The organism is Actinosynnema pretiosum, from assembly GCF_024171695.1.
Lineage (GTDB): Bacteria > Actinomycetota > Actinomycetes > Mycobacteriales > Pseudonocardiaceae > Actinosynnema > Actinosynnema pretiosum.
Genome location: NZ_JAMTCF010000009.1, coordinates 1 through 24733, shown reverse-complemented (window position 1 = coordinate 24733; position 24733 = coordinate 1). Strand labels below are relative to the sequence as shown.

Genomic DNA, 24733 nt, shown 5'->3' with positions numbered 1-24733 from the left:
CGACCCGGCCCCGCGCGTCACGCGATCTCGTCCCAGCCCTCGACCTCGGTGACCGAGCGCGCCTCCGGCCCCACGTACGCGGCCGACGGGCGCACCAGCCTGCCGGTGCGCTTCTGCTCCAGGATGTGCGCCGACCAGCCCGCGGTCCTGGCGCAGGTGAACATCGCGGGCATGATCGCGGGCGGCACCTCGGCGAAGTCCAGCACCACGGCGGCCCAGAACTCGACGTTCGTCTCGATCGCCCGGTCCGGCCTGCGCTCGCGCAGCTCGGCCAGCGCGGCCTGCTCCAGCGCCGCCGCCGCCTCGTAGCGGGGCGCGTCCAGCTCCTTGCAGGTGCGGCGCAGCACGCGCGCCCTCGGGTCCTCGGCCCGGTAGACCCGGTGCCCGAAGCCCATCAGCCGCTCGCCCCGGTCGAGCACGCCGCGCACGTAGCCGCGCGCGTCGCCCTTGCGCTCCACCGCCTCGATCATCGGCAGCACCCGCGCGGGGGCGCCGCCGTGCAGCGGGCCGGACATCGCGCCGATCGCGCCGGACATGGCGGCGGCCACGTCCGCGCCGGTGGAGGCGATCACCCTGGCGGTGAACGTGGAGGCGTTCAGGCCGTGCTCGGCGGCCGACACCCAGTAGGCGTCCAGGGCCCTGACGTGCGCCGGGTCCGGCTCGCCGCGCCAGCGGGTGAGGAACCGCTCGGTGATGGTCGTGCACCGGTCGACCCGGTGCTGCGGCACGGCGGGCCTGCCGGTGCCGCGCGCGGACTGCGCCACGTAGGACAGCGCCATCACGGAGGCCCGCGCGAGCTGGTCGCGCGCCTCCCCCGCCGGGATGTCCAGCAGCGGCTGGAACCCCCAGATCGGGGCGACCATGGCCAGCGCCGCCTGCACGTCCACCCGCACGTCCCCGGTGTGCACCGGGATGGGGAACGGCTCGGCGGGCACCAGGCCCGCCCCGAAGGCGCCGTCGACCAGCAGCGCCCACACGTCGCCGAAGGTGACCCGACCGGCCAGCTCCTCGACGTCGACGCCCCGGTACCGCAGGGCGCCGCCGTCGCGGTCCGGCTCGGCGATCTCGGTGCGGAAGGCGACGACGCCCTCCAGTCCTGGCTTGAACCCGTCCTGCTCCGCCTGCTGCACCACGCTGTGCGCTCCTAACGTCGTGAAGAGCTGCCCAAGGGTTGTCCGAACCCTGCCGCCGCGCACCCCTACTGGCAATCACAGCCGGAGGTGTCGTCCGTCACCCTCCGACCGGCCGGACGGCGAACCCCGAAGCGATCCCGAAGCGGCCCGAGCGCGCGGAGATCGTTAAGCCCTGGTTTCCACCCGCTCACCCACTGCTACCGCGCCGCCACCCGTGGTAGACCTCGGTGATGCACCTGACGCCGCACGAGCGGGACAAGCTCCTGGTCCACGTGGCGGCCGACGTCGCGCGCCGGAGGCTGGAGCGCGGGGTCGTCCTGAACCACCCCGAGTCGGTCGCGCTGATCACCTCGCACGTGCTGGAGGGCGCGCGCGACGGGCGGTCGGTCGGCGAGCTGATGGAGAGCGGCAGGCACGTGCTGACCAGGGAGCAGGTCATGGACGGGGTGCCCGAGATGATCGACTCGGTGCAGGTGGAGGCGACGTTCCCGGACGGCACCAAGCTGGTGACCGTGCACGACCCGATCAGCTGACCGGCCCGCGCGGGCCGGGGGCTCGCGGGCGTCGGAACCGCCCACCACCAGCGAGGAGCGCGCCCGTGCGACCAGGCGAGATCATCACCGGCGACGAGCCGGTCGAGCTGAACCCCGGCCGCCCGAGGACGGTGCTGGTGGTGGTCAACGGCGGCGACCGGCCGGTGCAGGTCGGGTCGCACTACCACTTCGCGGCGGTGAACCCCGGCCTGCTGTTCGACCGCGAGGCCGCGTGGGGCAAGCGGCTGGACGTCCCGGCGGGCACGGCGGTGCGGTTCGAGCCGGGCGTGGAGCGCGAGGTGTCGCTGGTGCCGCTGGCGGGCCGCCGGGTCGTGCCCGGCCTGCGCCCCGAGCACGCCGGGGAGCTGGACCGGTGACCCGCGTGGACCGCGAGCGGTACGCGGAGCTGCTCGGCCCGACGACGGGCGACCGGGTGCGGCTGGCCGACACCGACCTGCTGATCACGGTGACCGACGACCTGTGCCGGGGCGCGGGCTCCGGCGACGAGGTGATCTTCGGCGGCGGCAAGGTGATCCGCGAGTCGATGGGCCAGGGCACGGCCACCCGCGCGGAGGGCGCGCCGGACCTGGTGATCACCGGCGCGGTGGTGCTGGACCACTGGGGCGTGGTGAAGGCCGACGTGGGCGTGCGGGACGGCCGGATCAGCGCGATCGGCAAGGCGGGCAACCCGGACGTGATGGACGGGGTGCACCCGGACCTGGTGATCGGGCCGTCCACGGAGGTGCTGTCCGGCAACGGGAAGATCCTCACGGCGGGCGGGATCGACTGCCACGTGCACTTCATCTGCCCGCAGATCGTGGACACCGCGCTGGCGTCCGGCCTGACCACGCTGATCGGCGGCGGCACCGGACCGGCCGAGGGCACCAAGGCCACCACGGTCACGCCCGGCGCGTGGAACCTGGGCCGGATGCTGGCCGCGATGGACGACCTGCCGGTGAACGTCCTGCTGCTGGGCAAGGGGAACACCGCCCGCGAGGACGCGCTGCGCGAGCAGCTGCTCGGCGGCGCGGGCGGGTTCAAGCTGCACGAGGACTGGGGCACCACGCCGGTCGCGATCGACACCGCGCTGCGGATCGCCGACGAGTCCGGGGTCCAGGTGGCGATCCACACGGACACCTTGAACGAGGCCGGTTTCCTGGAGTCCACGCTGGACGCGATCGCGGGCCGGTCGATCAACGCCTACCACTCGGAGGGCGCGGGCGGCGGGCACGCGCCGGACATCATCCAGGTGGTGGCCGAGCCGAACGTCCTGCCGTCGTCGACGAACCCGACCCGGCCGCACACGGTGAACACCCTCGAAGAGCACCTGGACATGCTCATGGTCTGCCACCACCTGAACCCGTCGGTGCCCGAGGACCTGGCGTTCGCGGAGAGCCGCATCCGGCCGACCACGATCGCCGCCGAGGACGTGCTGCACGACCTCGGCGCTATCTCGATGATCAGCTCGGACTCGCAGGCCATGGGCCGGGTCGGTGAGGTGGTCATGCGGACCTGGCAGACCGCGCACGTCATGCACGGCCGTCGCGGCGAGCTGGCGGAGAACCTGCGGGCGCGCCGGTACGTCGCCAAGTACACGATCAACCCGGCGATCGCGCACGGCATCGACCACGAGGTCGGGTCGGTCGAGGTGGGCAAGCTCGCGGACCTGGTGCTGTGGGAGCCGAAGTTCTTCGGGGTGCGGTCGTCGGTGGTGCTCAAGGGCGGGTTCATCGCGTGGGCGGCGATGGGGGACGCGAACGCGTCGATCCCGACGCCGCAGCCGGTGCTGGCCCGGCCGATGTTCGGGGCGCGGGCGGCGGCGCGGAGCAGCGTGCACTTCGTGTCGCAGCAGGCGGTGGACGCGGACCTCGCGGACCTGCTGCGGCTGTCCCGGCCGCTGGTGCCGGTGCGGAGCACGCGGGCGGTGGGCAAGGCGGACATGGTGCTGAACGACGCGCTGCCGCAGGTGCGGGTGGACCCGGACAGCTTCGCGGTGACCGTCGACGGCGAGCTGGTCGAGCCGGAACCGGTGGAGCGGTTGCCGATGGCGCAGCGGTACTTCCTGTTCTGACCACCCGGCCCGGTTCCACGGTTGCCCGCAGAGGACCCGTGGCGCAACGGGTTGGGCGTCCGGGCCCAGTCGGGGCAGGTCCCTTCGGCGCAGGAGAGGAGCGGGCGGGTGGAGCTGGCCGCGCTGCTGCTGGTGGACTCGCGCTTCCCCGGAGGCGGGCACGCGCACTCCGGCGGGCTGGAGGAGGCGGTGTCGCGGCGGCTGGTGACCGACGAGGCGACGCTGCGCGGGTTCCTGGTGGGCAGGCTGCGCACGGCGGGCGCGCTCGCCGCGGTGTTCGCCGCCGCCGCGGCCCGCGCACCCGACCTGGCGGCCCTGCTGGAGCTGGACGTCGAGCTGGACGCCCGCACGCCGTCACCCGCGCAGCGCAGGGCCTCCCGCGCGCAGGGGAGGGGGATCGCCCGCGCGGCGCGGCGGGCGTGGCCGTCGGAGCGGCTGGAGGAGCTGCTGCGCGCCGAACCGCGCCCGCACCACCCGGTGCTCACCGGGCTGCTGGTGGGCGACCCCGGCGACGCGGCGCGGGTCATCGCCTACCAGTCGGCGTCCGGCCCGGCGACGGCCGCGATCCGGCTGCTCGGCCTGGACCCGTTCGGCGTCAACGCCGTGCTCGCGGGCCTGGCGGACGACCTCGGCGCGGTGGTGGCGGACGCCGTGGCCCGCGCCGCCGACCCGCCCGCCGGGCTGCCGGCGCCCGGCTCGACCGGCCTCGACCTCATGGCCGAGGCGCACGACCGCCACCACCAGGAAGAGGTGCGTCTCTTTGTCAGCTGACCACGGGCACGGCCACGGCCACGCCCACCCGGTGAACTTCGACCCGACCGACGCGGGGCACGACCCGCACGTCCCGGCGCCCGACGCCCGCAGGGCGGTGCGCATCGGCATCGGCGGCCCGGTGGGCAGCGGCAAGACCGCGCTGACCGCCGCGCTGTGCCGCGCGCTCGGCGGGCGGGTCGACCTGGCCGTGGTGACCAACGACATCTACACCACCGAGGACGCCGACTTCCTGCGCAGGGCGGGCGTGCTGCCGACCGAGCGGATCGAGGCGGTGCAGACCGGGGCGTGCCCGCACACCGCGATCCGCGACGACATCACCGCGAACCTGGACGCGGTGGAGGAGCTGGAGCAGCGGTTCCCCGGACTGGAGCTGGTGATCATCGAGAGCGGCGGGGACAACCTGACGGCGGTGTTCAGCCGGGGTCTGGCCGACGCGCAGGTGTTCGTGGTGGACGTGGCGGGCGGCGACAAGGTGCCGCGCAAGGGCGGGCCGGGGGTGACCACCGCGGACCTGCTGGTGATCAACAAGACCGACCTGGCCCCGCTCGTGGGCGCCGACCTCGGTGTCATGACGGCCGACGCCCACCGGATGCGCGGGGAGCTGCCGGTGATCGCCCAATCGCTGGTCGAGACGCCGGACGCCCCCGCGGTGGCGGAGTGGGTGCTGGGTCAGCTGCGCACGCTGGCCACGGTGAGGTGAGAGCCGACGCGGGCGTCGGCGCACCCGTGCTCGCCGTCGAGCGGCAGGTAGAGCGGCTCGGTCCCGTCGGGCGGGAACACCCGCACGCCCCACACCGGAACGGGGTGGCAGACCTCCGGGTCGAAGTTGCCGACCCGGACGAAGCCGACGTCCGCCGTGGCCGTGCCACCGCGCGGCAGCACGAGCACCTCGCCGGGGCCGCCGACCCGCTCGGCGGCCGGGCCGACCTGGTCGCCCTGCTGGTCCACGTAGGACACGCCGGGGAACCCGCGCAGCGCGCACGGGCGCAGCCCTCGGTTGACCAGGGCGATCTCGCGGTAGGTGGTGCCCGCCGTCCCCTGCACCTCGCCGAAGGCGATGTCGAGCCCGGCGGCGCGGCAGGTGGGGACCGAGGCCGCCGCCGCGACCGGCTCCGGGGAGGCGCCCGCCGAGGCCGAGGCGCCTGCCGCGCCCCCTGCCGCCAGGATCGCGGCCGTGGCGACGAGCGCGGTGGTGGTTCTGCTCATGACGTTCTCCCCCGAAATTCGTGGGCAGCTTTCAGACCGGTAATAGGGACGTCATATAAGGGGTCGGGGTTGCCCTCGTGAAGGCATTTGCACGGCTGGTCGCGGAAAGAAACCCGAATGGCCGCACGGTGATCCGCGAAATGCGGTCTGCGGCGCCGTTGACGCTGGTCCCGGCACGCGGCGCGCGTTCGGACGCGCACGCGCTGGTGCATCTGGTCAGTTCGATCACCGCGCCGCTCGGGGGTGACGAGCTCGAATTGCGGATAACCGTGGGACCGGGCGCGGCGCTCGTGCTGCGCGGGGTCGCCGCGACGGTGGCGCTTCCGGGGCACCGGCCGGGCGGCAGCCGGTCGCGGGTGCTGCTGGAGGTGGCGGAGGGCGGCAGCGTCGAGCACCTGCCGGAGCCGACGGTGGTGACCGCGCGGGCCGACCACGAGGCGGTGCTGGAGGCGGAGCTGGCCGAGGGCGCGCGGCTGCGGGCGCGGGAGGTGCTCGTGCTGGGGCGGCTGGGCGAGCGGCCGGGCAGGCTCACCACGACCACGTCGGTGCGGCGCGGCGGACCGCTGCTGCGGCAGTCCCTCACGATCGGGGACGAGCGGGGCGGACCGGACACAGTGGACACCAGCCCCGCCGGGCTCGCGGGCAGACGGGTGATCGGCGCGGAGGTGCTGTGCTGGGGCGAGGACCCGGCGGGGCCGGTGTCGGGCGACTGGTGGTCGCTGGTCCCGCTGGCGCGCGGCGGGAGCCTGGCGACCGCGTTGGGGGACACCGTGATCGAGGTCGAACGCGCTCTCACCGGAGCGTGTGGCAGCCATCCCGGTTCGAGTGAGCTGCTGACTCGATCTCGTGCACGATTCCGTGCAGACGGTCACACGCTCCGTGTCCGTTCTCACCGTCCGGGCGGTTCCGCGCAGGACCGATAAGTCGTACGGTCGCGGGATCACCCGAGCTGAGAGCATTCGCTCATTGGGAGGTCGAGATGTCGGAAGCCACGACCAGCATCACGCTGCCGGCTATGCGAGTGTCCTACGAGCGGAGCGCGCTGGGCGAGGGCGACCTGGCCGCCACCTGGCACGAGCAGCTGCAGCTGTGGCTGGACGAGGCGACCAACGCAGGCCTGCTGGAGCCCAACGCGATGGTGCTGGCCACCGCCGACCCGAGCGGGCGGCCGTCGTCGCGGACCGTGCTGGCGAAGGGCCTGGACGAGCGCGGCCTGGTGTTCTTCACCAACTACACCTCGGCCAAGTCGCACGACCTGATGGCCACCAGGTACGCCTCCACCACGTTCCCCTGGTACGGCCTGCAGCGGCAGGCGCACGTGCGGGGCACCGTGGAGAAGGTCAGCCACGCGGAGACCACCGAGTACTGGGAGAGCCGCCCGAGGGGCTCCCAGCTGGGCGCCTGGGCCTCGCCGCAGTCACGGGTGGTGACCGGTCGGCCCACCCTGGAGTCCGCGCTCAACAAGATCGAGCGCCAGTTCACCGACACCGAGCGGGTCCCGGTGCCGCCGCACTGGGGCGGCTGGCGCATCCGGCCCGAGGAGGTCGAGTTCTGGCAGGGCCGCCAGGACCGGATGCACGACCGCCTGCGCTTCCGCCTCGGCCGGGACGGCTGGGAGACCGAGCGCGTGGCCCCCTGATCCCGACGGGGCCGGCAGCGCCGCCGGCCCCGCTCCACCGGGTTCGCGATTTCCGCTTTCCGATTCCCCCTTTTCCCCCTTTTCCGACTTCTCCGCCCGGACTTCCGCTCAGCGGTTCTCCCGGCGACACCCCACCGCTCCCCGCCGAAATCCCTCCGGCCACCGAGCTTTTCCGCTCTTCCGCTGGGCGGGGTTTCCCCGGCGCTTTCCCGCAGTTAATCCCGGTCGCCGCCGTCAACCGGCCATGGAGCGCTCCAGCACCACCGAGCCGCACCGCACCGCCTGCCGGTCCACCCGGTTCGCCAGCACCTCCACCTCGGGCAGCTCGTCGCCGGGCGCGATGAGGCAGGCGTACGAGGCGTTCTCCGGCCGGGGCCCGTGGTCGAAGCCCATCACGAACACGTCGGCCTCCACCGGACGCCCGCTCTCCACCCCGGACAGGTCCCGCCAGCTGCCGGTCCGCCGCTCCACGCCGGAGAAGTGCCCGGTCGTCATCGGCACGTACGTGACGCTGCCGTGGTCCGCGAGCCGCTGGTCGATCGTGGTGACCACCGGTCCGGTCGCGTCCGGCGCGGTGATCCCGGCCCCCAGCGCCACCACCGCGTCGGCGAAGCAGAACCACGCCTTCCAGCCCTCGGTGAACCCCTCCACGCCCGCCAGCCGCAGCGCGGCGACGCCGTTCTCCCCGTCCGACCACCCGATCGCCACGCCGCCGCCGCGCGGCTGGTCGGGCCGGGGCCGCAGCGACCGGCCCTGCTCGGCGGTGACGCCGGGCAGCCTGGCCCAGTCCCACACCGGCAGCACCGAGCGGTAGCCGTCCTCGGCCTGGTCGCCCAGGCGCAGCGCGGCCACCCCGTCGCCGAGGTGGCGGCCCAGCAGGTTCTCCCCGTTCAGGCACTCGGTGGGCACCGTCCGGCCCGAGGACATCCGCACCGACAGCGACCAGCCGGGTCTGCGGTGCACCAGGTAGTCGGACCTGGGGTACCAGCGGGTGCCGACCAGCGGCGCGCCGTGGCCCGCGAGGCGGTCGTCGAACGCGGTCAGCTCGGCCCTGCGCGGCGGGTCGCACTCCAGCAGGCGCAGCACGGCGGTGCGCAGGTCGGCGGTGCGGTGGTGGGCGTCGGCGCGGGCGATCTCGCGCCCCATCGTGGTGAAGTCGAAGCCGCCGCCGTGCACGGACCACTGCAGGCCGTCCACCAGGAAGTCGGCGAGCAGGCGCACCTCGTCGGCGCCGAACGCCCAGGGCGTGCCGTGCACCGCGCGCACCCACAGGGCGAGGTCGGCGACCAGCGAGGCGCCGTAGCCGCCGGAGTACAGCTGCGGGCCGTGCTGGTGGAAGCTCAGGTCGTCCTGGATGCCCTCGCCGTCGCCGGGGCGCAGCACCTCGGACATGCGGGCGACCGCGCGGCGGACCAGCTCGGGATCGTCCTGGACCAGGCCCCTGCGCAGCTCGATCCCCTGCGCCCACACCAGGTTCTGCCCGGTCATCGGCACCGGTCCGGCCTGCTCGGCGAGCCAGGTGCCCCAGGTGGCGCGCTGGGCGCGGTCGAGGTCGGCGCCGAGGAGGGCGTCGCCGACGAGCCGGGGCGCGCCGATCTCGTTGTACCACCAGTTGTCGCTGCGGGGGGCCAGCCTGCGCCAGGCCTCGAGCGCCTTGAGCCGCTGGCCGTCCGGCAGCGACAGGGCGCGGCGCAGGTGCTCCAGCGGCGGGAAGTCGGCGGCGTCGTGGTCGGCGTAGTCGATGTCGGCCCAGGTGCCGTCGGGCAGCGGGGGGAGGCCGGGTCCGGGGTGGTGCGGTGGGCGCAGGCGGGCCCGGACGACGTCGAGGTCGCTCATGCGCCCCAGTCTGGTGGTGAGCGCCGTGACGTTCGGGTGAATGTCCTGTTAGTTGTCGTACGCTAACCACCGTGAGGCGTTCACTGGGGAAGATCGCGATCGACACCAGGCCGCTGGGAATCCCGGCCTACCGCAGGTTGTGGGTGTCGACCATCGTCACCGCCGTGGGCAGCCAGCTGACCGCGGTCGCCGTGCCCAAGCAGGTGTACGACATCACCGGGTCGTCGGCCTGGGTGGGCGTCGCCGCGGGCGTGGCGCTGGTGCCGCTGCTGGTGTTCGGCCTGTACGGCGGGGCCGTGGCCGACGTGGTGGACCGGCGGAAGCTGCTGCTGGTGACCAACACCGGCATCGCGGTGACCTCGGTGCTGCTGTGGGTGCAGGCGGCGGTCGGGCTGTCGTCGGTGTGGCCGGTGATCGCGCTGCTGGGCCTGCAGCAGATGTTCTTCGCCGCGAACGCGCCCGCGCGCACCGCGTCGATCGCCAGGCTGGTGCCGCCGGAGATGATCCCGGCGGCGACCTCGCTGGGCGCGACCGTGATGACGTTCGGCGGCGTGTTCGGCCCGATGGCGGCGGGCGCCCTGATGCCGGTGATCGGCCTGCCGACCCTGTACCTGATCGACGCCGTGGCGCTGACCGCGACGATCTGGGCGGTCTGGAAGCTCCCCCCGCTGCCGCCCCTGAACGCCCCGTCCCGCCGCGCCGGCCTCGGCGACGTGATCGACGGCTTCCGCTACCTGGCAGTGCAGAAGATCCTGCTGGCGTCGTTCCTGCTGGACATCATCGCGATGGTCTTCGGGATGCCGAGGGCGCTGTTCCCGGAGATGGCGGAGCAGACCTTCGGCGACCCGCCGGGAGGCGGCTGGGCCCTGGGCTGGCTGTTCGCGGCGATGCCCCTGGGCGGCTTCCTGTGCGGCCTGCTGTCGGGCTGGACGTCGCGGGTGAGCAGGCACGGCGCGGGCGTGGTGCTGGCGGTGATCGCGTGGGGCCTGTTCATGGTCGGCTTCGGCCTGTCGAACGCCCTGTGGCTGGCCGTGCTGTTCCTGGCCCTGGGCGGCGCGGCCGACATCGTGAGCATGGTGTTCCGCAACGCGATCCTGCAAACGGCAGCGAGCGACGACATGCGCGGCCGGATGCAGGGCGTCTTCATCGTGGTGGTGGCCGGAGGCCCCCGCCTGGCCGACCTGGCGCACGGCACGACGGGCGCCCTGATCGGACCGGGCCCGGCGTCGGCGGTGGGCGGCGTGCTGGTGGTCCTGGCAACGGTGGCGGCGGCCTTCCTGATCCCCACGGTCTGGCGCTACCGCTTCACCCCGGAACCGCTGGGGGGCGGGGTGAAGGGGTGACACACGCGAGGTAGCCGGACACGGCACAGGGAACGCACGCAAACGGTTGTACGTACGACGCACTCGCCGGCTGCGGCGCTTCACGCACTCGCGGGCTGCGGGGCGAGCGCAGCGAGCCCAAGCAGCCCCACTCCCGCGTCCCTCTTTCCCGTTTGGCCTGGCGAAGCCCGAGCACGCTCGTCAAGATGCCGCCGCACTGCCCGGAAGACCGCACAGTCATACGGCGTCTTGACGAGTGTGCTTGCCTGAAAGGAGGCCAAACGGGAAAGAGGGACCCCGCCCACCGCAGTGGTAAACGGGACCACAAGACCAACGACCACCGGCCCGCAGAGCTCGTGTCCCCTCTTTTTTGGAGGTCTGCCCCGCCGGCGAGGCGAGCCCTTCAGCTCTTGCCCTTCAGCTCCATCACCGCCCCAACCACCGCGTGAACCACTCCCGCGTCCGCTCCAGCAGATCCACCTGGTTCTCCGGCCGCTCGATCACATGCCCCTCCCCCGGATACACCACAACCTCGTGCACAACCCCGTGCTCCACCAACGCATCCCGCAACAACTCCGCCTGCGCCACCGGCACGTTCACGTCCTCAGCCCCGTGCACCACCAGCACCGGAACCCGAATCCCCCCGGCCCGCGCCACCGGGTCGTGCTCCTCGGCCTCCCCGCAAGCCAGAGCCGCGTCGAAAGCCCCCCACTCCCCCTCCTCCCCCTGCCGCCCCCAGTCGCTGATCCCCGCCCCCACCAACGCCGCAGCGAACCGATCGGTCGTGGCAACGGCCCAAGCCGCCAGGTACCCCCCGTGGCTCCACCCCGCTATCCCGATCCGCCCCGGATCAACAACCCCAGCCCCCACCACGTGGTCCACCAGCGCCAGCAGATCACCCAACTCCTCGTGCCCCACCCGCCCAGCCACCGCCGCAGCGAACTCGTGCCCCCGCCCGCTCCCCCCGCGCGGGTTGGGCAGCAGCGCCGCGAACCCCGCGTGCGCCAACCACTGCGCCGACGGGTGCCAGTCCAGCGCGAACCCGTCCGCGTGCCGGTCGTAAGGCCCCCCGTGCGGCAGCACCACCATCGGGAACGGCCCGTCCGCCTCGACCTTCCCCGGCGGCAGCACCAGCAACCCGTCCAGCTCCACCCCGTCCGCCGCGACGCACGACAACCGCCGCCGCTCCCCCCAGCGGATCCCGCGCAACTCCGGCCTGCTGTCACTCACTCGGGTGAGATCCCCGCCCACCGGCCCGGAACACACGTCCGGGGGAGCGTCCGCCCGGCTCACCACCGCCGCGACGACCTCCCCCGCCCCGTCCGCCGCCAGCCGCTCCACCCGCGCCTCGTGCCGCGCCAGCAGCGTCACCCCGTCCGCGCCCAGCCGGTGCACCTCGGTGTCCAACCCGGCCGCGACCAGCACCAGCGGCGCCCCGCGCTCCACCTGCACCAGCTCCAGCGGGCACGCCGCCATCCCCGCCGTCCGGTTCACGTGCTCGACGATCGCCCCGCTCTCCGGGACCTCCGCGTCGAACACCGCCATCCCGGCCTGCAACCCCGGCGGCGTCAGCGCCAGGTGCGCCAACCGCCACCGGTCGCCCGACCGCCACCACGCCAAACCCCCGGCCCCCGCCGCCACCGGCCCCAGGTCGCGGACCGCCAACCCCGCCAGCTCGACCAGGTGCAACCTCGGCCGCAACAGCCCTGGGTCGTACCCCGGCCCCTCCCAGGTCAGCACCGCAAGCGGCCCCCCGCCGGGCCGCTGCGCCGCCTCCGCGACGTGCCGGTCCCCCAGGTCCACCGCCCGCAGCACCCCGCTGACCGGGTCGAGCAGGCTGAGCCGCGACGCCCCACCGGGCCCCGGCACGGCCAGCGCCACCTCGCCGGACGCCAGCGGCAGGTGCCACCGCACCCCGTCCGGCAGGTCCGCCAGCACCCGCGCGGGCCCGCTGGCCCCGACCGCGCACAGCTGCCCGCCCACCCGGAACACCAGCTCCGCGGGCTCACCGCACCAGCGCAGCCCCTCCGGGCACTCCTCGGCCCCGTCCCCGACCCCCTTGGCCGCGAACACGACCGACCGGCCGTCCGGCGAGACCGCGGGTCCACCGACCCGCAGCCCGGACACCACCAGCTCCGCAGTCAGCTCCACCGCACACGCCTCAGAGCAGCGCCGCCAGCAACGCCACCCAGGCGGCGACCACCCCGACCACCACGCCGTAGGACACCCACCGCCACACCGGGACCCTCCGCCCCAGCCACACCGACGGCGAGATGCCCCCGACCACCAGCGCGTTCGCCAGCACGGCGAGCCACCCGCTGGTCTCGTTGAGCCCCAGCGACAGCGACACCACGGTCACCGCGACCACGGCCGCCGTGAAGGCGGTGACGGTCAGCCCGGTGGCCCACGGCGTCGGCTCGTCCGCCACCGCCACGTGCTGCCCCTCCGCACCCCGTCCCGCGACACCCTCGACACCCGCGACACCCGCCGCACCAGCGGCGCCGACCGCCGCACCAGCCGCGTGCCGCCCCCGCCCCCGCTCCCGCCGCGACTCGCGCGACTCCCGCACGTCCTCCGACACCGGCGGCGCCTCCACCCGCTGGGACTCCCCCGTCACCGGATCGGTGAACTCCACCGAGGTGCCCATGTCCGCGGCCAACCGGACGGCCAGCTGCCGCCCGCGCCGCGTCACCAGCTCCCCGGCGGGCGCCTCGGAGGCGCTCTCCGCGCGCAGCACGGCCTCGGCGACCTTCGCCCACTCGTGCAGCGCGTCGGCCAAGCCCGCGCCGAGCGGGAGGGAGCGCGGGTCGACCTCGCGCTCCTCGGCCCCGTCGTGCCCGGCGAGCACGGCCCTGCCTCCCTGGACCCGCAGTTCCACGAGAGCGCCTCCTTCAGCTCGACGGGGAGAACGTAGCGCGTTCAGGCGATCGCGTAGAAGGCGACAGCGGCGGCGGTGGCCACGTTGAGCGAGTCGACCCCCGACGACATGGGGATGCGCACCGCCACGTCGGCCGCGCCGATCGCCTCCTCGGTGAGCCCCGGCCCCTCCGACCCGAGCAGCACGGCGACCCTGCGCCCGCGCAGCCCGGCGTCCGGCAGCTCGACCGAGCCGAGCCTCGGGGTGAGCGCGGCGATGGTGAAACCCTTGTCCCGCAACGAGTCCAACCCACCCGGCCAGTCGTTCGCGGTGGTGAACGGCACCCGCAGCACGTGTCCCATCGACACCCGGACGCTGCGCCGGTACAGCGGGTCGCTGCACCCCGGCCCCAGCACCACCCCGTCGACGCCGAGCGCGGCGGCGTTGCGGAACAGCGCGCCCAGGTTCTCGTGGTCGCCGACGCCCTCCAGCACGGCCAGCCGCCGCCCGGCGGCCAGCTCGTCCAGCGACGGCTGCGGCGCGCGGTCGGCGGCGGCCAGCACGCCCCGGTTGAGGTGGAAGCCCACCACGCGCGCCATCACGTCGGCGGAGGTGACGTAGGCGGGCGCGGGCAGCTCGCCCAGCGCCTCCACCCGCCGCCGCACGCCGAGCACCGCGCGCACCGGGTACGGGGACGCCAGCAGCCGCTCCACCACCACGACGCCCTCGGCGATGACCAGCCCGCGCCCGCCCGGCCGGTCGGGGCGGCGGTCAGCGGTCGACAGGTCCCGGAAGTCGTCCAGCCGGGGGTCGTCCGGGTCGTCGATCTCGATCACCTCGGCCACTCGAACAGTCTCGCACTGTGAGCGTCGCTCGTAGTCCAGAGGGCGGAATCGCAAGCCTGTAACCTGCATATTCTCGCTCATTGTTACCGCCATGTGACAGAGAGCACCGATTTGGACGCTGGCGGGCCCCCTAGTGCTGTGTCACCGTTGGGCCTCCGCTAAGCCCGCCGTAAGCCCGAGCGAAGGGGAGGCGGCATGGGTAGGGACGTGTCCACTCGGACGTTCACCGGAGAAGATCGCAGGCAGTACCGCGAGCGGGTCCAGCGCTGCCTGGACGCGCTGGGCACGATGCTCGCCGAGGACTGCTTCTCGTTCCCCCGCCAGCAGATGGGCCTGGAGATCGAGCTGAACCTGGCCGACCGCGCCGGTTCGCCCGCGATGCGCAACGCCGAGGTCCTGGAGAAGATCGACGACCCCGCGTTCACCCTGGAGCTGGGTCAGCACAACCTGGAGCTGAACGTCCCCCCGCGCGAGCTGGCCGGTGACCACACCCTGGGCCTGGAGCGGGACCTGCGGGCGCTGCTCGGCGTCGCGGACGCCAAGGCGCAGGACGCGGGGGCGAGCCTGGTGATGATCGGGGTGCTGCCGACGCTGCGCCCCGAGCACTTCGACCGCCGCTGGCTCTCGCACAACCCGCGCTACTCGCTGCTCAACGACCAGATCTTCGCCGCGCGGGGCGAGGAGCTGGTGCTGTCGCTGGAGGGCGCGCCGCTGCCGGGGCGGGACGCGGAGCGGCTGCTCAGCCGCAGCGAGTCGATCCTGCCGGAGGCCGCCTGCACGTCGGTGCAGCTGCACCTGCAGGTCGCGCCGGAGGACTTCGCGGCGCACTGGAACGCCGCGCAGTGCCTGGCGGGCGTGCAGGTGGCGATCGCGGCGAACTCGCCGTTCCTGCTGGGCAGGGCGCTGTGGCACGAGACCCGCATCCCGCTGTTCCAGCAGGCCACCGACACCCGGCCGCAGGAGCTGCAGAACCAGGGCGTGCGGCCGAGGGTGTGGTTCGGGGAGCGCTGGATCACCTCGATCTTCGACCTGTTCGAGGAGAACGTCCGCTACTTCCCCGCGCTGCTGCCGGAGACCGGCGACGAGGACCCGGTGGACGTGCTGGGCGCGGGCGGCACGCCCGCGATGACGGAGCTGCGGCTGCACAACGGCACGGTGTGGCGGTGGAACCGGCCGGTGTACGACGTGGTCGGCGGGGTGCCGCACCTGCGGATCGAGAACCGGGTGCTGCCCGCCGGTCCGACCGTGCTGGACACGCTCGCGAACGCGGCCTTCTTCTACGGCGCGCAGCGGGCGCTGTCCTCGATGGAGCGTCCGCTGTGGACGCAGATGTCGTTCCAGGCGGCGGAGGAGAACCTCTACGCGGGCGCCAGGCACGGCATGAACGCCCAGCTGTACTGGCCGGGCATCGGCTGGGTCCCGCCCGACGAGCTGGTGCTGCGCCGCCTCCTCCCGCTGGCCCACGAGGGGCTGCGCGACTGCGGGGTGTCCGACGAGGCGCGGGAGCGCTACCTCGGCGTGATCGAGGCGCGCTGCCTGGCCGCCAGGACGGGGGCGCTGTGGCAGCGGGAGGTCGTCACCGGGCTGGAGGAGCGCGGCGCCGGCCGGGAGGGCGCGCTGGCCGGGATGCTGGCCAGGTACGTGGAGCACATGCACGAGGGGGAGCCGGTGCACACCTGGTCGGTGTGACCGCCCTGCGGGGTCCGAAGGTCCCCAGGTGTCCCCAGGTCCCCAGGTCGCGCGGTCGCCGTCGCGCCTAGCGGCGGCGGCCCGACTTCAGCGGGGCGACGTCGGCCCCGTCGTGCGAGCTGCGGCAGTCGTCCGGGGTGACCGCCTCGACCGCGAGGGTCAGCATCCCCTTCACGCCGGTGTAGATCGACTCGCCGCGCGAGGCCAGCGAGACGTGCACCCGGTGCGAGTCGGAGAAGTCGCGCTCGTCCTTGGCGCGCTTCTTCCCGGTCTCCTCGGGCTTGGTGGCGCTGCGGAGGTTGACCTCCAGCCAGGCGGCGACCTCGGTCGGCGTGGTCAGCACCTCCTCGGGCGCGCGCTCCAGGCGTTCGGCTCGCGGTGAGGCGCCGTCGAGCGAGGTGTGCTCGACGTAGGCGTGCCAGTGCGTGTTGCGCATCGACCACGTCTGCTCTACCGGCCAGTCCTCCTCGGTGCCCATTGCCTCATCTTGCCAGGCTCCGGACGTCGAGCGCGTGGTCCACCCCGACCGACGTGGCAAGACGCCGGTCGTGGGTGATCAGCAGCACGGTCCCCGCGTACTCGGCGAGCGCCTGCTCCAGCTGCTCGATCGCGGCGAGGTCGAGGTGGTTGGTCGGCTCGTCCAGCACCAGGCACGTGGTCCCCCTGGCCTGGAGCAGCGCGAGGGCGGCCCTGGTGCGCTCGCCGGGCGAGAGCGTCCCGGCGGGCCGGAGCACGACGTCCGCGCCGACCCGGAACTTCGCCAGCAGCGTCCTGGCCTCGGCCTCCGCCAGCCCGGTGGCCGCCACGACCACGTCCAGCACCGGGGTCGACCCGCCGAACGCGCCGCGCACCTGGTCGATCTCGCCGACCACGACGTTGCCCTCGGACCGCTCCCCCGCGTCCAGCGGGACCCGCCCGAGGATCGCGCCGAGCAGGGTGGACTTGCCGGAGCCGTTGGGGCCGGTGATGCGCCAGCGCTCGCCCGCGCCGATGGTCAGGTCGACCGGGCCGAGGGTGACGTCCCCGCGCGAGACGACCGCGCCGCGCAGGGTGAACGCGACCCGGCTGCCACCGCTCGCGGTGGGCAGGGTCAGCCGCAGCTCCCACGGCTTGCGGGGCTCCTCGACCTCCTCCAGCCGCTCCAGCGCGCGGTCGGCGGCGGCGCCCTTGCCCGCCGTGTTCTCCGCGCCCTGCTTGGCGAAGAACTTGATGAACTTGTCGCGCTCGTCGGACTTGGCGTTGCGCCGCACGCCCGCGCGGGACCACTCCTTGGCGGTGCGGGCGCGGCGGGTCAGCGCGTCCTTCTTGGCCGCGTACTCGTCGTAGTCCTCCTGGGCGCGCCGGGCGGCGGTCTCGCGCTCGGCGAGGTAGGCGTCCCAGCCGCCGCCGAACACCGACAGCCCGTGGCTGAACTCGTCCAGCTCGGCCACGGCGGTGGTGGTGCGGGACAGGAACTCCCGGTCGTGGCTGACCAGGACGACGGCTGCGCGCGTGCCGAGCACGTGCGCCTCCAGCAGTTCCAGGCCGTCCGCGTCCAGGTCGTTGGTGGGCTCGTCGAGCAGCAGCACGTCGGCGCGCACGAGCAGCACCGAGGCGAGCCGCAGCCGGGCGGACTGGCCGCCGGACAGCTCGTCGGAGCCGCGCGCGTCGAGCAGGTCGGCGGGCAGCCCGAGCCGCTGGCACACCTCGTCGGCGCGCTCGGCGAAGTCGCCCGCGCCCACGGCGGTCCAGCGGTCGAAGGCCACCGCGTAGGCGTCCTCGGCGCCGGGCGCGCCCTCGGCGAGGGCCTGCGCGGCGCGCTCGAACGCGGTCTCGGCGGCGGCGACGCCGGTGCGGCGGGCCAGGTGGTCGCGCAGCGACTCGCCCGGCTCCACGACGGTCTCCTGGGTGAGGTGGGCCACGGGCCCGGAGGCGGTGACCGTCCCCCGCTCGGGCTTGAGCTCACCCGCGAGCACCTTCAGCAGCGTGGACTTGCCGACCCCGTTGGGTGCGACCAGGCCTACGCGCTCACCTGCTGGAACATCGAGATCAACCTCCGAGAGCACGGTCCTCGGACCGAACGACAGCGACAGGTTCCTTGCTGCCAGCGCGGACACGCCACCGATGCTGTCAGGCCGTCCCACGATCCGCACCCGAGTTTCCCCGCCGCCCTATTGCCAGTAGGTTGCAAGTACTAGAGACTTGCAACGAGGAGCGCGCATGGCACAGTACGTGTTGCCGGACCTGGACTACGACTACGGCGACCTGCAGCCGGCGATCATCGGCGAGATCAACGAGCTGCACCACGGCAAGCACCACGCCGCGTACGTCAAGGGCGCCAACGACACCCTTGAGCAGATCGACGAGGCCAGGGACAGGAGCGCGTTCGGCTCGATCGTGGGCCTGGAGACGACGCTGGCGTTCCACCTGGCCGGGCACGCGCTGCACCAGGTGTGGTGGAAGAACCTGAGCCCGAACGGCGGCGACAAGCCGACCGGCGAGCTGGCCGCCGCGATCGACGAGCACTTCGGCTCGTTCGACGGCCTGCGCGCGCAGCTGAACGCCGCCGCGAGCAGCATCCAGGGCTCCGGCTGGGGGATCCTGGCCTGGGAGCCGGTGGGGCAGCGGCTGATCACGCAGCAGCTGAAGGACCACCACTCCAACCTGTCGATCGCCACCACGCCGCTGCTGGTGTTCGACATCTGGGAGCACGCGTACTACCTCCAGTACCGCAACCTGAAGGCCGACTACATCGGCGCGCTCTGGAACATCGTGAACTGGGACGACGTGAACGCCCGGTTCGAGGCGGCCCGCGCGGGCCAGAACGGCCTGCTGCTGCCGACGCGGTAGCCAGGCCCGCAGATTCAGCGGTGGGTGCTCCGACAAGCTCCCCGGCGCTGAGGGTTCGGTGGTGGATGCTCCGACAAGCCCCCACGACCGAAACGACCAGGCCCCGCCCCCGGTGGTACGACCGGGGTGCGGGGCCTCGTCTGTTCCCGAACTGACTGCCGCTCCCACCACGAAGCGACGTGCTTAGGTTAGCCTAACTTCACTGCTTTGGGAAGAGGTGTCCCCCATCCGGTTCGCCCGCGCCAGGACGAGCGCCCCGAGCAGCGCCGCCAGCACCGACACCGCACCGCCCAGCACCAGCGGCGCGCGGGCGTCGAAGCGGTCCGCCACCCACCCGGTGAGCAGCCCGGACAGCGGCGCGCTCCCCATGAACACCGTCATGTAAACGCCCATCACCCGCCCCCGCATCTCGGGCGCGACGGCGAGCTGCACGGTGGAGTTCGCGGTGGTCGTGAACGTCATCATCGCCGCGCCGACCGGGATCAGCGCGAGCGCGGCCGTGAGCATCGTCGGCATCAGCCCGGACAGCAGCTCCAGCACCCCGAACGCCGCCGCGCCGCCCACCAGCAGCCGGGGGCCGGGCGCGGACCGCCTGGCCGCCATCGCCGCGCCCGCCAGCGTGCCCACCGCCATGGTCGTGGTGAGCAGCCCGTACGCGTCCGCGTCGCCGTCGAAGGTGTCGCTGGCCAGCAGCGCGAGCGACACGTGGAAGTTCAGCCCGAACACGCCGACCAGGAACACCACGAGCATCACCGCGACCAGGTCCGGCCTGCCCCGCAGGTAGCGCAGCCCCTCGGCGAGCTGCCCCTTGGCCTTGGCCACCGGCGCGCCCCGGTGCAGCTCGGCGGCCCGCATCAGCGCCAGCCCGGCCAGCACGCCCGCGAAGCTCGCCGCGCGGATCAGGAAGATCCAGCCGGTGCCGACCGCCACGATCAGCCCGCCCGCCACGGCCGGGCCGATCATCCTGGCGGCGTTGAACGTCATCGAGTTGAGCGCGACCGCGTTCGCGACCTGGTCGCGGCCGACCATCTCCACCGCGAACGACTGCCGCACCGGGGCCTCAACGGCGGACAGCACCCCGCCCGCCAGGCACAGCAGGTACACGTGCCACAGCTGGGCGATCCCGGACAGGTCGACCAGGCCGAGGACCAGCGCGAGCACCGCCATGCCGGACTGGAGGCCGATCAGCAGCAGCCGCTTGTCCAGCCGGTCGGCCAGCACGCCCGCCCACATGGACAGCGCCAGCACCGGGCCGAACTGCAGTGCCGTGGCAACGCCCAGCGCGATCGGGTCGCCGCCGGACAGCTGGAGCACCAACCAGTCCTGCGCGACCCGCTCCATCCACAGGCCGACCAGGGACACCAGCTGGCCGGAGGCGTAGAGCCGGTAGTTGCGGGAGCGCAGCGAGGAGAACGCCCCGGCCCGCCTCGGGGCCGGGGGCGCGCCGGTCGCGGTCACGCGTCGGGGGTGGTGGTGGCGGGCGTGGCGGTGGCGGGCACGGCCTGGTCCGGGCTGGCCCTGCGCCGGGACAGCCGGACCACGGGCAGCGGCATCCCGCCCCTGCGGGTGAGCACGAGCGCGCCGACGAGCGCGGCCACGATCGACACCGCGCCGCCGACCACGAGCGGCGCGCGGGCGGTGAAGTGGTCGGCCAGCCAGCCCATGACTGGCCCGCCGACCGGGTTCCCGCCGAGGAAGACCAGCATGTAGAGCCCCATCACCCGGCCGCGCATGGCGGGCGTGACGGACAGCTGCACGGTCGCGTTGGCGGTGGTCGTGAAGGTCATCATGGCCACGCCGACCGGGATCAGCACCAGCCCGACCAGCCACAGCGTGGGCATCAGCCCGGCGACGATCTCCAGCACGCCGAACGCCAGCGCGCCGACGACCAGCAGCACCGGCTGCGGCTTCGCGCCGCGCGTGCTGCGCCTGGCCGCGAGCGTGGCTCCCGCGAGGGTGCCGACCGCGAGCAGCGTGGACAGCAGGCCGTACGCGTCGGCGTCGCCGCCGAAGGTGTTGCGGGCCAGCACGGCGAGGGTGACGTAGAAGTTCAACCCGAACGTGCTCACGAAGAACACCAGGAACAGCAGGATCACCAGGTCGGGGCGCTTGCGCACGTAGCGCAGGCCCTCCCGGAGCTGGCCGGGCTCCCTGGGCACCGGCTCGCCCCGGTGCAGCTCGGCGGGGCGCATCAGCAGCAGGCCCGCGATCACCGCGACGAAGCTGGCGGCGTTGATCAGGAACACCCAGCCGGTGCCGCCGACGACCACGATCAGGCCGCCCGCGACGGCCGGTCCGACCATGCGGGCCAGGTTGAACGTCATGGAGTTGAGCGCGACCGCGTTGGTGAGCTGGTCGCGGCCGACCATCTCGACCACGAACGACTGGCGCACCGGCGTCTCCACGGCGGACACCGCGCCGAGCAGCAGGCACAGCAGGTAGACGTGCCACAGCTCGGCGGCGCCGAGGACCTCCAGCAGGCCGAGCGCGAGCGCGCACAGGCCGAGTCCGGTCTCCAGCACGAGCAGCAGGCGGCGCTTGTCGAGCCGGTCGGCGAGCACGCCCGCCCACAGCGACAGCAGCAGGGTGGGGGCGAACTGGAGGGCGGCGGCGAAGCCGAGCGCGACCGGGTCGCCGCCGGAGAGCTCCAGGACCAGCCAGTCCTGGGCGACGCGCTGCATCCACAGCCCGACCAGCGAGACGACCTGGCCGGAGGCGTAGAGCCGGTAGTTGCGGACCTTCAGGGAGCTGAACGTGCCTGATCGCTTGCGCTTGGGCGGAGGTAGCGCGGTGTCTCGATCGGGTCGATCGGTCTGCGAGCCCTCCGCATAAGCAGGCACTTCGTTACTGCCCCGCCATCCTGTCGATGATCTCGGCGGCCCTGGAGAGCACCGCCCTGTCCTCGGGTGTCAGCTCCGCGAGGTGCTGGTCGAGCCAGGCCTCGCGCGCGGACACCTCCGCGTTGATGTACTGCATCCCGCTGGGGCTCAGCTCCACGATGGCCTGGCGGCCGTCCGTGGGGTGGGGCCTGCGGGTGGCGAAGCCGAACTCCTCCAGCGCGGCGATGACCCTGGTCATCGACGGGGGCTGGACGCCCTCCTTGGCCGCGAGCTCGCCCGGCGTCAGCGGTCCGCACTTGTGCAGCGTGGAGAGCGCGGACACCTGGGTGAGCGAGATCGTGGAGTTGACCCGCTGCGCGCGGAGCCTCCGGTTCAACCTGATGATGGCGAGCCTCAGCCTGCTCGCCAGCCCATGGTCGTCGGTCTCCGCCACGTAGTTAGCATACCTCACGATCTCGGGCCTTCACTGTGAAATCGCCCATTCAGCGCTGGGCGTGCGGTCTGGTGGACGGTGTTCGCGCCGGTCAGGTCGGTGGTGCGGCACGGCCCGCCCGGTAGGTGGCTCCGGGCGGGCCGCTTCGGCTTCGCGCTCTCCCCGCGCTCGGGGGTCGGACGTCCAGGTCAGGCGTCCGGGTCGAGCGCCTGGGTCGGACGTCAGTTCATGATCAGGGCCTGGATCGGGCCGATGCCGAAGTACACGACGAACGCGACCGCCGTGCCCCACATCAGCGGGTGGACGCTGCGGGCCCGCCCGGTCAGCGCGCGCAGCAGCACGTAGCTGATGAAGCCCGCGCCGATGCCGTTGGCGATCGAGTAGGTGAACGGCATGACGACGATGGTCAGGAACGCGGGCAGCGCCACCGAGAAGTCGGCGAAGTCGATCTCCTTGACCTGCGCGACCATCAGCGCGCCGACGATCACCAGCGCGGGCGCGGCGGCCTCGACCGGGATCACCTCGTAGAGCGGGGTGAAGAACATCGCGACCAGGAACAGCAGGCCGGTGACCACGTTCGCCAGGCCGGTGCGGGCGCCCTCGGCGATGCCGGAGGCGGACTCGATGAACACCGTGTTGGACGAGGACGACGCCGCGCCGCCCGCCACCGCGCCGACGCCGTCGACCAGCAGCGCCTTGCTGACGTTCGGCAGCTGCCCGTCCGCCTTGATCAGCTCGCCCTCCTTGCCGAGGCCGGTCATGGTGCCCACGGTGTCGAAGAAGTCGGTGAGCACGAGCGTGAACACCAGCAGCGCGGCGGCCAGCGCGGGCAGGCGGGTCCAGGCGCCGAACGAGAACTCGCCGACCAGGGACAGGTCGGGGAGGCTGAAGAAGCTGTCCGGCACGGCCGGGTAGCCGAGGTTCCACCCCTTCGGGTTGGTGCCCGCCGACGGACCGGCCTTGACGACGGCTTCGAGGACGATGGAGAAGACCGCCGTGGACAGGACGCCGATCAGGATCGCGCCCCGGACCTTGCGGGCGACCAGGATGCCGGTGACGAGCAGGCCGACCACGAACACGAGCGTGGGCCAGGACGCGATCGAGCCGCCGATGCCCAGGCCGACCGGGACGGTGGTGCCCGCGGCGTCCGGGATGCGGCGCACGAACCCGGCGTCGACCAGGCCGATGAAGCAGATGAAGAGCCCGATGCCGACCGCGATGGCGGCCTTCAGCTCGTTCGGGACCGCGTTGAACACGGCCGTGCGCACCCCGGTGAGGACGAGCAGGAGCACCACGATGCCGTTGACCACGACCAGGCCCATCGCCTCGGGCCAGGTCATCTGCGGGGCGAGGGTGACCGCCACGAACGAGTTGATGCCCAGACCGGCGGCGAGCGCGAACGGGTAGTTGGCGACCAGGCCGAACAGGATGGTCATGACGCCCGCGACCAGCGCGGTGACCGCCGCGACCTGCGGCACCGGCAGGATCGCGCCGGTGATGTCGGTCTTCGCGGACGGGTCGTCGGCGGAGAAGCTGCCGAGGATCAGGGGGTTGAGGACCACGATGTAGGCCATCGCGACGAAGGTGACCACACCACCGCGCAACTCGCGGCCCACGGTGGACCCGCGCTCGGTGATTTTGAAGAAGCCGTCCAGGCCCATTTCGTGCAACTCCCTGTTCCCTGTGTGACCGCTCGGGCGCACTCCGACGCCCAACCCCGTCCCCGAGGCAGGTTGCCGAGGGTGACGGTTGCGGGTGGGAGCCTGCCTGATCGGTGTTTCGGGGAGGTAGCCTGCCTGACGTGGCCGAACTCCCCCCTCCGCCCCCTCTCCCGCCCAGGCTGACGGACCCCGTGCCCCCGATCGCGGTGGTGAGCGCGTTGTGGCTGGTGGGGTTGGTGGTGACACTGGTCATGGGGACGCCTGCGGTGGTGGTGTGGACCTGCGTCGCAGGTGGGACCCTGGGCGGGATCGGGTTCGGGATCTTCGCCTGGCAGCGCTCGGCGGCCCGGCGGGGGTCGCGGACGGCGCAGAGCGGGTTGCAGTAGCGAAGAACACGCTGCGCACACACCGCACGGGCACGTACTCGCTCGCACTTGCTCACGCCTGCCTACGCTGCTCGCAATTGCTCGCACTTGCTCATGCCTGCACGCCGGTTTCGGGACGCACGCATTCCCGGCTTTCACGCATCAACAGGTCACACGCATTCGCAAGACAGACGCATTCCGCAGGCTTCACGCACTCGCGGGCTGCGGGGCGAGCGCAGCGAGCCCACGCAGCCCCAATCCCGCGTCCCTCGTCTCCGTTTGGCCTGGCGAAGCCTAAGCGCGCTTGTCAAGATGCCGCCGCATTGTGCGGTAGATCGGGGTGTCATACGGCGTCTTGACAAGTGAGGTGATCTCAGTGAGGTGTCTGGTCGGTGTTCCAGTTGTGTTCGTAGTGGGTGCAGGTCAGTGCGGCGGCGACGATGAGGGTGAGTTTTCGTGGGCTGGCGGTGGTGTGGCGCAACGCCTTCCACCGTCCGACCAGTAGCGCGAACCCACGCTCGCCTCGACCTCTCAGACCACGCAGGAGCAGGTCGTGGGTCTTCTGGTCCACATTCAGTTCGGGTTCGGCCCAGCGTTTGCGCGGGGTGCGGTTCGGGGTGACCACCCCGTGCCCCGCGTTGAGATAGCCCTGGTCTGCGAGGGTGGGCAGGTCGAGTTCGACGGAGGCTCGGGCCAGTGC

23 protein-coding genes and 1 pseudogene are annotated in these 24733 nt (G+C 73.1%); 11 read left to right on the top strand and 13 right to left on the bottom strand.

The features are described 5' to 3' along the window. Positions 1 to 17 precede the first annotated feature (17 nt). A complete protein-coding gene (locus LV78_RS19350; RefSeq protein ID WP_253846676.1) occupies positions 18 to 1133 on the bottom strand; it encodes a citrate synthase 2 in 1116 nt (371 codons plus the stop codon). Positions 1134 to 1363: 230 nt separating this feature from the next. On the opposite strand from LV78_RS19350, the gene LV78_RS19345 reads away from it, so the two are divergent. The 5 genes from LV78_RS19345 to ureG all read left to right on the top strand — a co-directional run bounded on the left by LV78_RS19345 (position 1364) and on the right by ureG (position 5211). After that, positions 1364 to 1666, top strand: a complete 303-nt coding sequence (locus LV78_RS19345; protein WP_253846675.1) for an urease subunit gamma — start codon at positions 1364 to 1366, stop codon at positions 1664 to 1666. Between the two features lie 65 nt (positions 1667 to 1731). After that, on the top strand, positions 1732 to 2043 hold the full coding sequence (locus tag LV78_RS19340) for an urease subunit beta (protein ID WP_253846674.1): 312 nt from the start codon (positions 1732 to 1734) through the stop codon (positions 2041 to 2043). Continuing rightward, positions 2040 to 3737: an urease subunit alpha gene (locus LV78_RS19335; RefSeq protein WP_253846673.1), complete on the top strand. Its 1698-nt coding sequence runs from the start codon at positions 2040 to 2042 to the stop codon at positions 3735 to 3737. Before LV78_RS19340 ends, LV78_RS19335 begins: the two co-directional genes overlap by 4 nt. Positions 3738 to 3845: 108 nt before the next feature. Further along, positions 3846 to 4508 (top strand): urease accessory protein UreF, encoded by a 663-nt coding sequence (locus LV78_RS19330; RefSeq protein ID WP_118945268.1) that lies wholly within the window; start codon positions 3846 to 3848, stop codon positions 4506 to 4508. Then, a complete protein-coding gene (gene ureG / locus LV78_RS19325) occupies positions 4498 to 5211 on the top strand; it encodes an urease accessory protein UreG (protein WP_012783134.1) in 714 nt (237 codons plus the stop codon). The genes LV78_RS19330 and ureG overlap by 11 nt, the downstream gene beginning before the upstream one ends. On the opposite strand, the gene LV78_RS19320 is transcribed toward ureG, so the two are convergent. Beyond that, entirely contained in the window at positions 5181 to 5717 is a 537-nt protein-coding gene (locus LV78_RS19320; protein WP_253846672.1) for a DUF4232 domain-containing protein, read from the bottom strand. The genes ureG and LV78_RS19320 overlap by 31 nt on opposite strands. A gap of 77 nt (positions 5718 to 5794) precedes the next feature. On the opposite strand from LV78_RS19320, the gene LV78_RS19315 reads away from it, so the two are divergent. Together LV78_RS19315 and pdxH are read left to right on the top strand one after the other, a co-directional pair. After that, positions 5795 to 6640 (top strand): urease accessory protein UreD, encoded by an 846-nt coding sequence (locus LV78_RS19315; protein ID WP_253846671.1) that lies wholly within the window; start codon positions 5795 to 5797, stop codon positions 6638 to 6640. Between the two features lie 56 nt (positions 6641 to 6696). Further along, positions 6697 to 7356 carry a pyridoxamine 5'-phosphate oxidase gene (pdxH, locus tag LV78_RS19310; protein WP_012783131.1) on the top strand — a complete coding sequence of 220 codons (660 nt, stop codon included), beginning with the start codon at positions 6697 to 6699 and terminating at the stop codon, positions 7354 to 7356. Between the two features lie 234 nt (positions 7357 to 7590). Here pdxH and LV78_RS19305 read toward each other — a convergent pair whose 3' ends face one another. Beyond that, positions 7591 to 9192, bottom strand: a complete 1602-nt coding sequence (locus LV78_RS19305) for a polysaccharide lyase family 8 super-sandwich domain-containing protein (RefSeq protein ID WP_253846670.1) — start codon at positions 9190 to 9192, stop codon at positions 7591 to 7593. A gap of 71 nt (positions 9193 to 9263) precedes the next feature. On the opposite strand from LV78_RS19305, the gene LV78_RS19300 reads away from it, so the two are divergent. Further along, positions 9264 to 10535 carry an MFS transporter gene (locus tag LV78_RS19300; RefSeq protein WP_253846669.1) on the top strand — a complete coding sequence of 424 codons (1272 nt, stop codon included), beginning with the start codon at positions 9264 to 9266 and terminating at the stop codon, positions 10533 to 10535. Positions 10536 to 10940: 405 nt separating this feature from the next. Here LV78_RS19300 and LV78_RS40845 read toward each other — a convergent pair whose 3' ends face one another. Genes LV78_RS40845 through LV78_RS19285 form a run of 3 tightly spaced genes read right to left on the bottom strand, consistent with a single transcriptional unit; the run spans position 10941 to position 14216 of the window. Beyond that, the gene (locus LV78_RS40845) at positions 10941 to 12665 is read right to left on the bottom strand and encodes an alpha/beta hydrolase family protein (RefSeq protein ID WP_308208732.1); all 1725 of its coding nucleotides are present in this window, start codon (positions 12663 to 12665) and stop codon (positions 10941 to 10943) included. A 10-nt stretch (positions 12666 to 12675) separates the two neighbouring features. Next, a complete protein-coding gene (locus LV78_RS19290) occupies positions 12676 to 13392 on the bottom strand; it encodes a DUF2537 domain-containing protein (RefSeq protein WP_253846668.1) in 717 nt (238 codons plus the stop codon). 41 nt (positions 13393 to 13433) lie between these two features. Then, complete coding sequence (locus LV78_RS19285) at positions 13434 to 14216, bottom strand: TrmH family RNA methyltransferase (protein WP_253846667.1); 783 nt, start codon at positions 14214 to 14216, stop codon at positions 13434 to 13436. 195 nt (positions 14217 to 14411) lie between these two features. Between LV78_RS19285 and LV78_RS19280 the strand changes: the two genes are divergently transcribed. Continuing rightward, positions 14412 to 15905, top strand: a complete 1494-nt coding sequence (locus LV78_RS19280; protein WP_253846666.1) for a glutamate-cysteine ligase family protein — start codon at positions 14412 to 14414, stop codon at positions 15903 to 15905. A 67-nt stretch (positions 15906 to 15972) separates the two neighbouring features. On the opposite strand, the gene LV78_RS19275 is transcribed toward LV78_RS19280, so the two are convergent. Together LV78_RS19275 and LV78_RS19270 are read right to left on the bottom strand one after the other, a co-directional pair. After that, positions 15973 to 16383: a hypothetical protein gene (locus LV78_RS19275; protein WP_253846665.1), complete on the bottom strand. Its 411-nt coding sequence runs from the start codon at positions 16381 to 16383 to the stop codon at positions 15973 to 15975. 4 nt (positions 16384 to 16387) lie between these two features. Next, positions 16388 to 18001: an ABC-F family ATP-binding cassette domain-containing protein gene (locus tag LV78_RS19270; RefSeq protein ID WP_308208731.1), complete on the bottom strand. Its 1614-nt coding sequence runs from the start codon at positions 17999 to 18001 to the stop codon at positions 16388 to 16390. 103 nt (positions 18002 to 18104) lie between these two features. On the opposite strand from LV78_RS19270, the gene LV78_RS19265 reads away from it, so the two are divergent. Then, a complete protein-coding gene (locus tag LV78_RS19265) occupies positions 18105 to 18734 on the top strand; it encodes a superoxide dismutase (RefSeq protein WP_253846664.1) in 630 nt (209 codons plus the stop codon). 183 nt (positions 18735 to 18917) lie between these two features. Here LV78_RS19265 and LV78_RS19260 read toward each other — a convergent pair whose 3' ends face one another. From LV78_RS19260 to LV78_RS19245, 4 genes are all read right to left on the bottom strand, one after another. Beyond that, a complete protein-coding gene (locus tag LV78_RS19260) occupies positions 18918 to 20192 on the bottom strand; it encodes an MFS transporter (RefSeq protein WP_253846663.1) in 1275 nt (424 codons plus the stop codon). After that, positions 20189 to 21574: an MFS transporter gene (locus LV78_RS19255; protein WP_253846662.1), complete on the bottom strand. Its 1386-nt coding sequence runs from the start codon at positions 21572 to 21574 to the stop codon at positions 20189 to 20191. The genes LV78_RS19260 and LV78_RS19255 overlap by 4 nt, the downstream gene beginning before the upstream one ends. Before the next feature lie 4 nt (positions 21575 to 21578). Next, entirely contained in the window at positions 21579 to 22025 is a 447-nt protein-coding gene (locus tag LV78_RS19250; RefSeq protein WP_177154480.1) for a MarR family winged helix-turn-helix transcriptional regulator, read from the bottom strand. 203 nt (positions 22026 to 22228) lie between these two features. Beyond that, a complete protein-coding gene (locus LV78_RS19245) occupies positions 22229 to 23668 on the bottom strand; it encodes an NCS2 family permease (RefSeq protein WP_253846661.1) in 1440 nt (479 codons plus the stop codon). 140 nt (positions 23669 to 23808) lie between these two features. Here LV78_RS19245 and LV78_RS19240 point away from each other — a divergent pair, with 140 nt between their 5' ends. Continuing rightward, a complete protein-coding gene (locus tag LV78_RS19240; RefSeq protein WP_253846660.1) occupies positions 23809 to 24054 on the top strand; it encodes a DUF2530 domain-containing protein in 246 nt (81 codons plus the stop codon). A gap of 352 nt (positions 24055 to 24406) precedes the next feature. Here LV78_RS19240 and LV78_RS19235 read toward each other — a convergent pair. Beyond that, a pseudogene (locus tag LV78_RS19235) lies at positions 24407 to 24733 on the bottom strand (IS5/IS1182 family transposase); the annotation flags it as partial.

What these genes read in the sequence shown, in the direction of transcription:
- LV78_RS19280 (WP_253846666.1), top strand. Translation starts at nt 14,412, where the DNA reads ATGGGTAGGGACGTGTCCACTCGGACGTTCACCGGAGAAGATCGCAGG.
- LV78_RS19245 (WP_253846661.1), bottom strand. Translation starts at nt 23,668, where the DNA reads ATGGGCCTGGACGGCTTCTTCAAAATCACCGAGCGCGGGTCCACCGTG.
- LV78_RS19275 (WP_253846665.1), bottom strand. Translation starts at nt 16,383, where the DNA reads ATGGGCACCGAGGAGGACTGGCCGGTAGAGCAGACGTGGTCGATGCGC.
- LV78_RS19345 (WP_253846675.1), top strand. Translation starts at nt 1,364, where the DNA reads ATGCACCTGACGCCGCACGAGCGGGACAAGCTCCTGGTCCACGTGGCG.
- LV78_RS19305 (WP_253846670.1), bottom strand. Translation starts at nt 9,192, where the DNA reads ATGAGCGACCTCGACGTCGTCCGGGCCCGCCTGCGCCCACCGCACCAC.
- pdxH (WP_012783131.1), top strand. Translation starts at nt 6,697, where the DNA reads ATGTCGGAAGCCACGACCAGCATCACGCTGCCGGCTATGCGAGTGTCC.
- LV78_RS19265 (WP_253846664.1), top strand. Translation starts at nt 18,105, where the DNA reads ATGGCACAGTACGTGTTGCCGGACCTGGACTACGACTACGGCGACCTG.
- LV78_RS19320 (WP_253846672.1), bottom strand. Translation starts at nt 5,717, where the DNA reads ATGAGCAGAACCACCACCGCGCTCGTCGCCACGGCCGCGATCCTGGCG.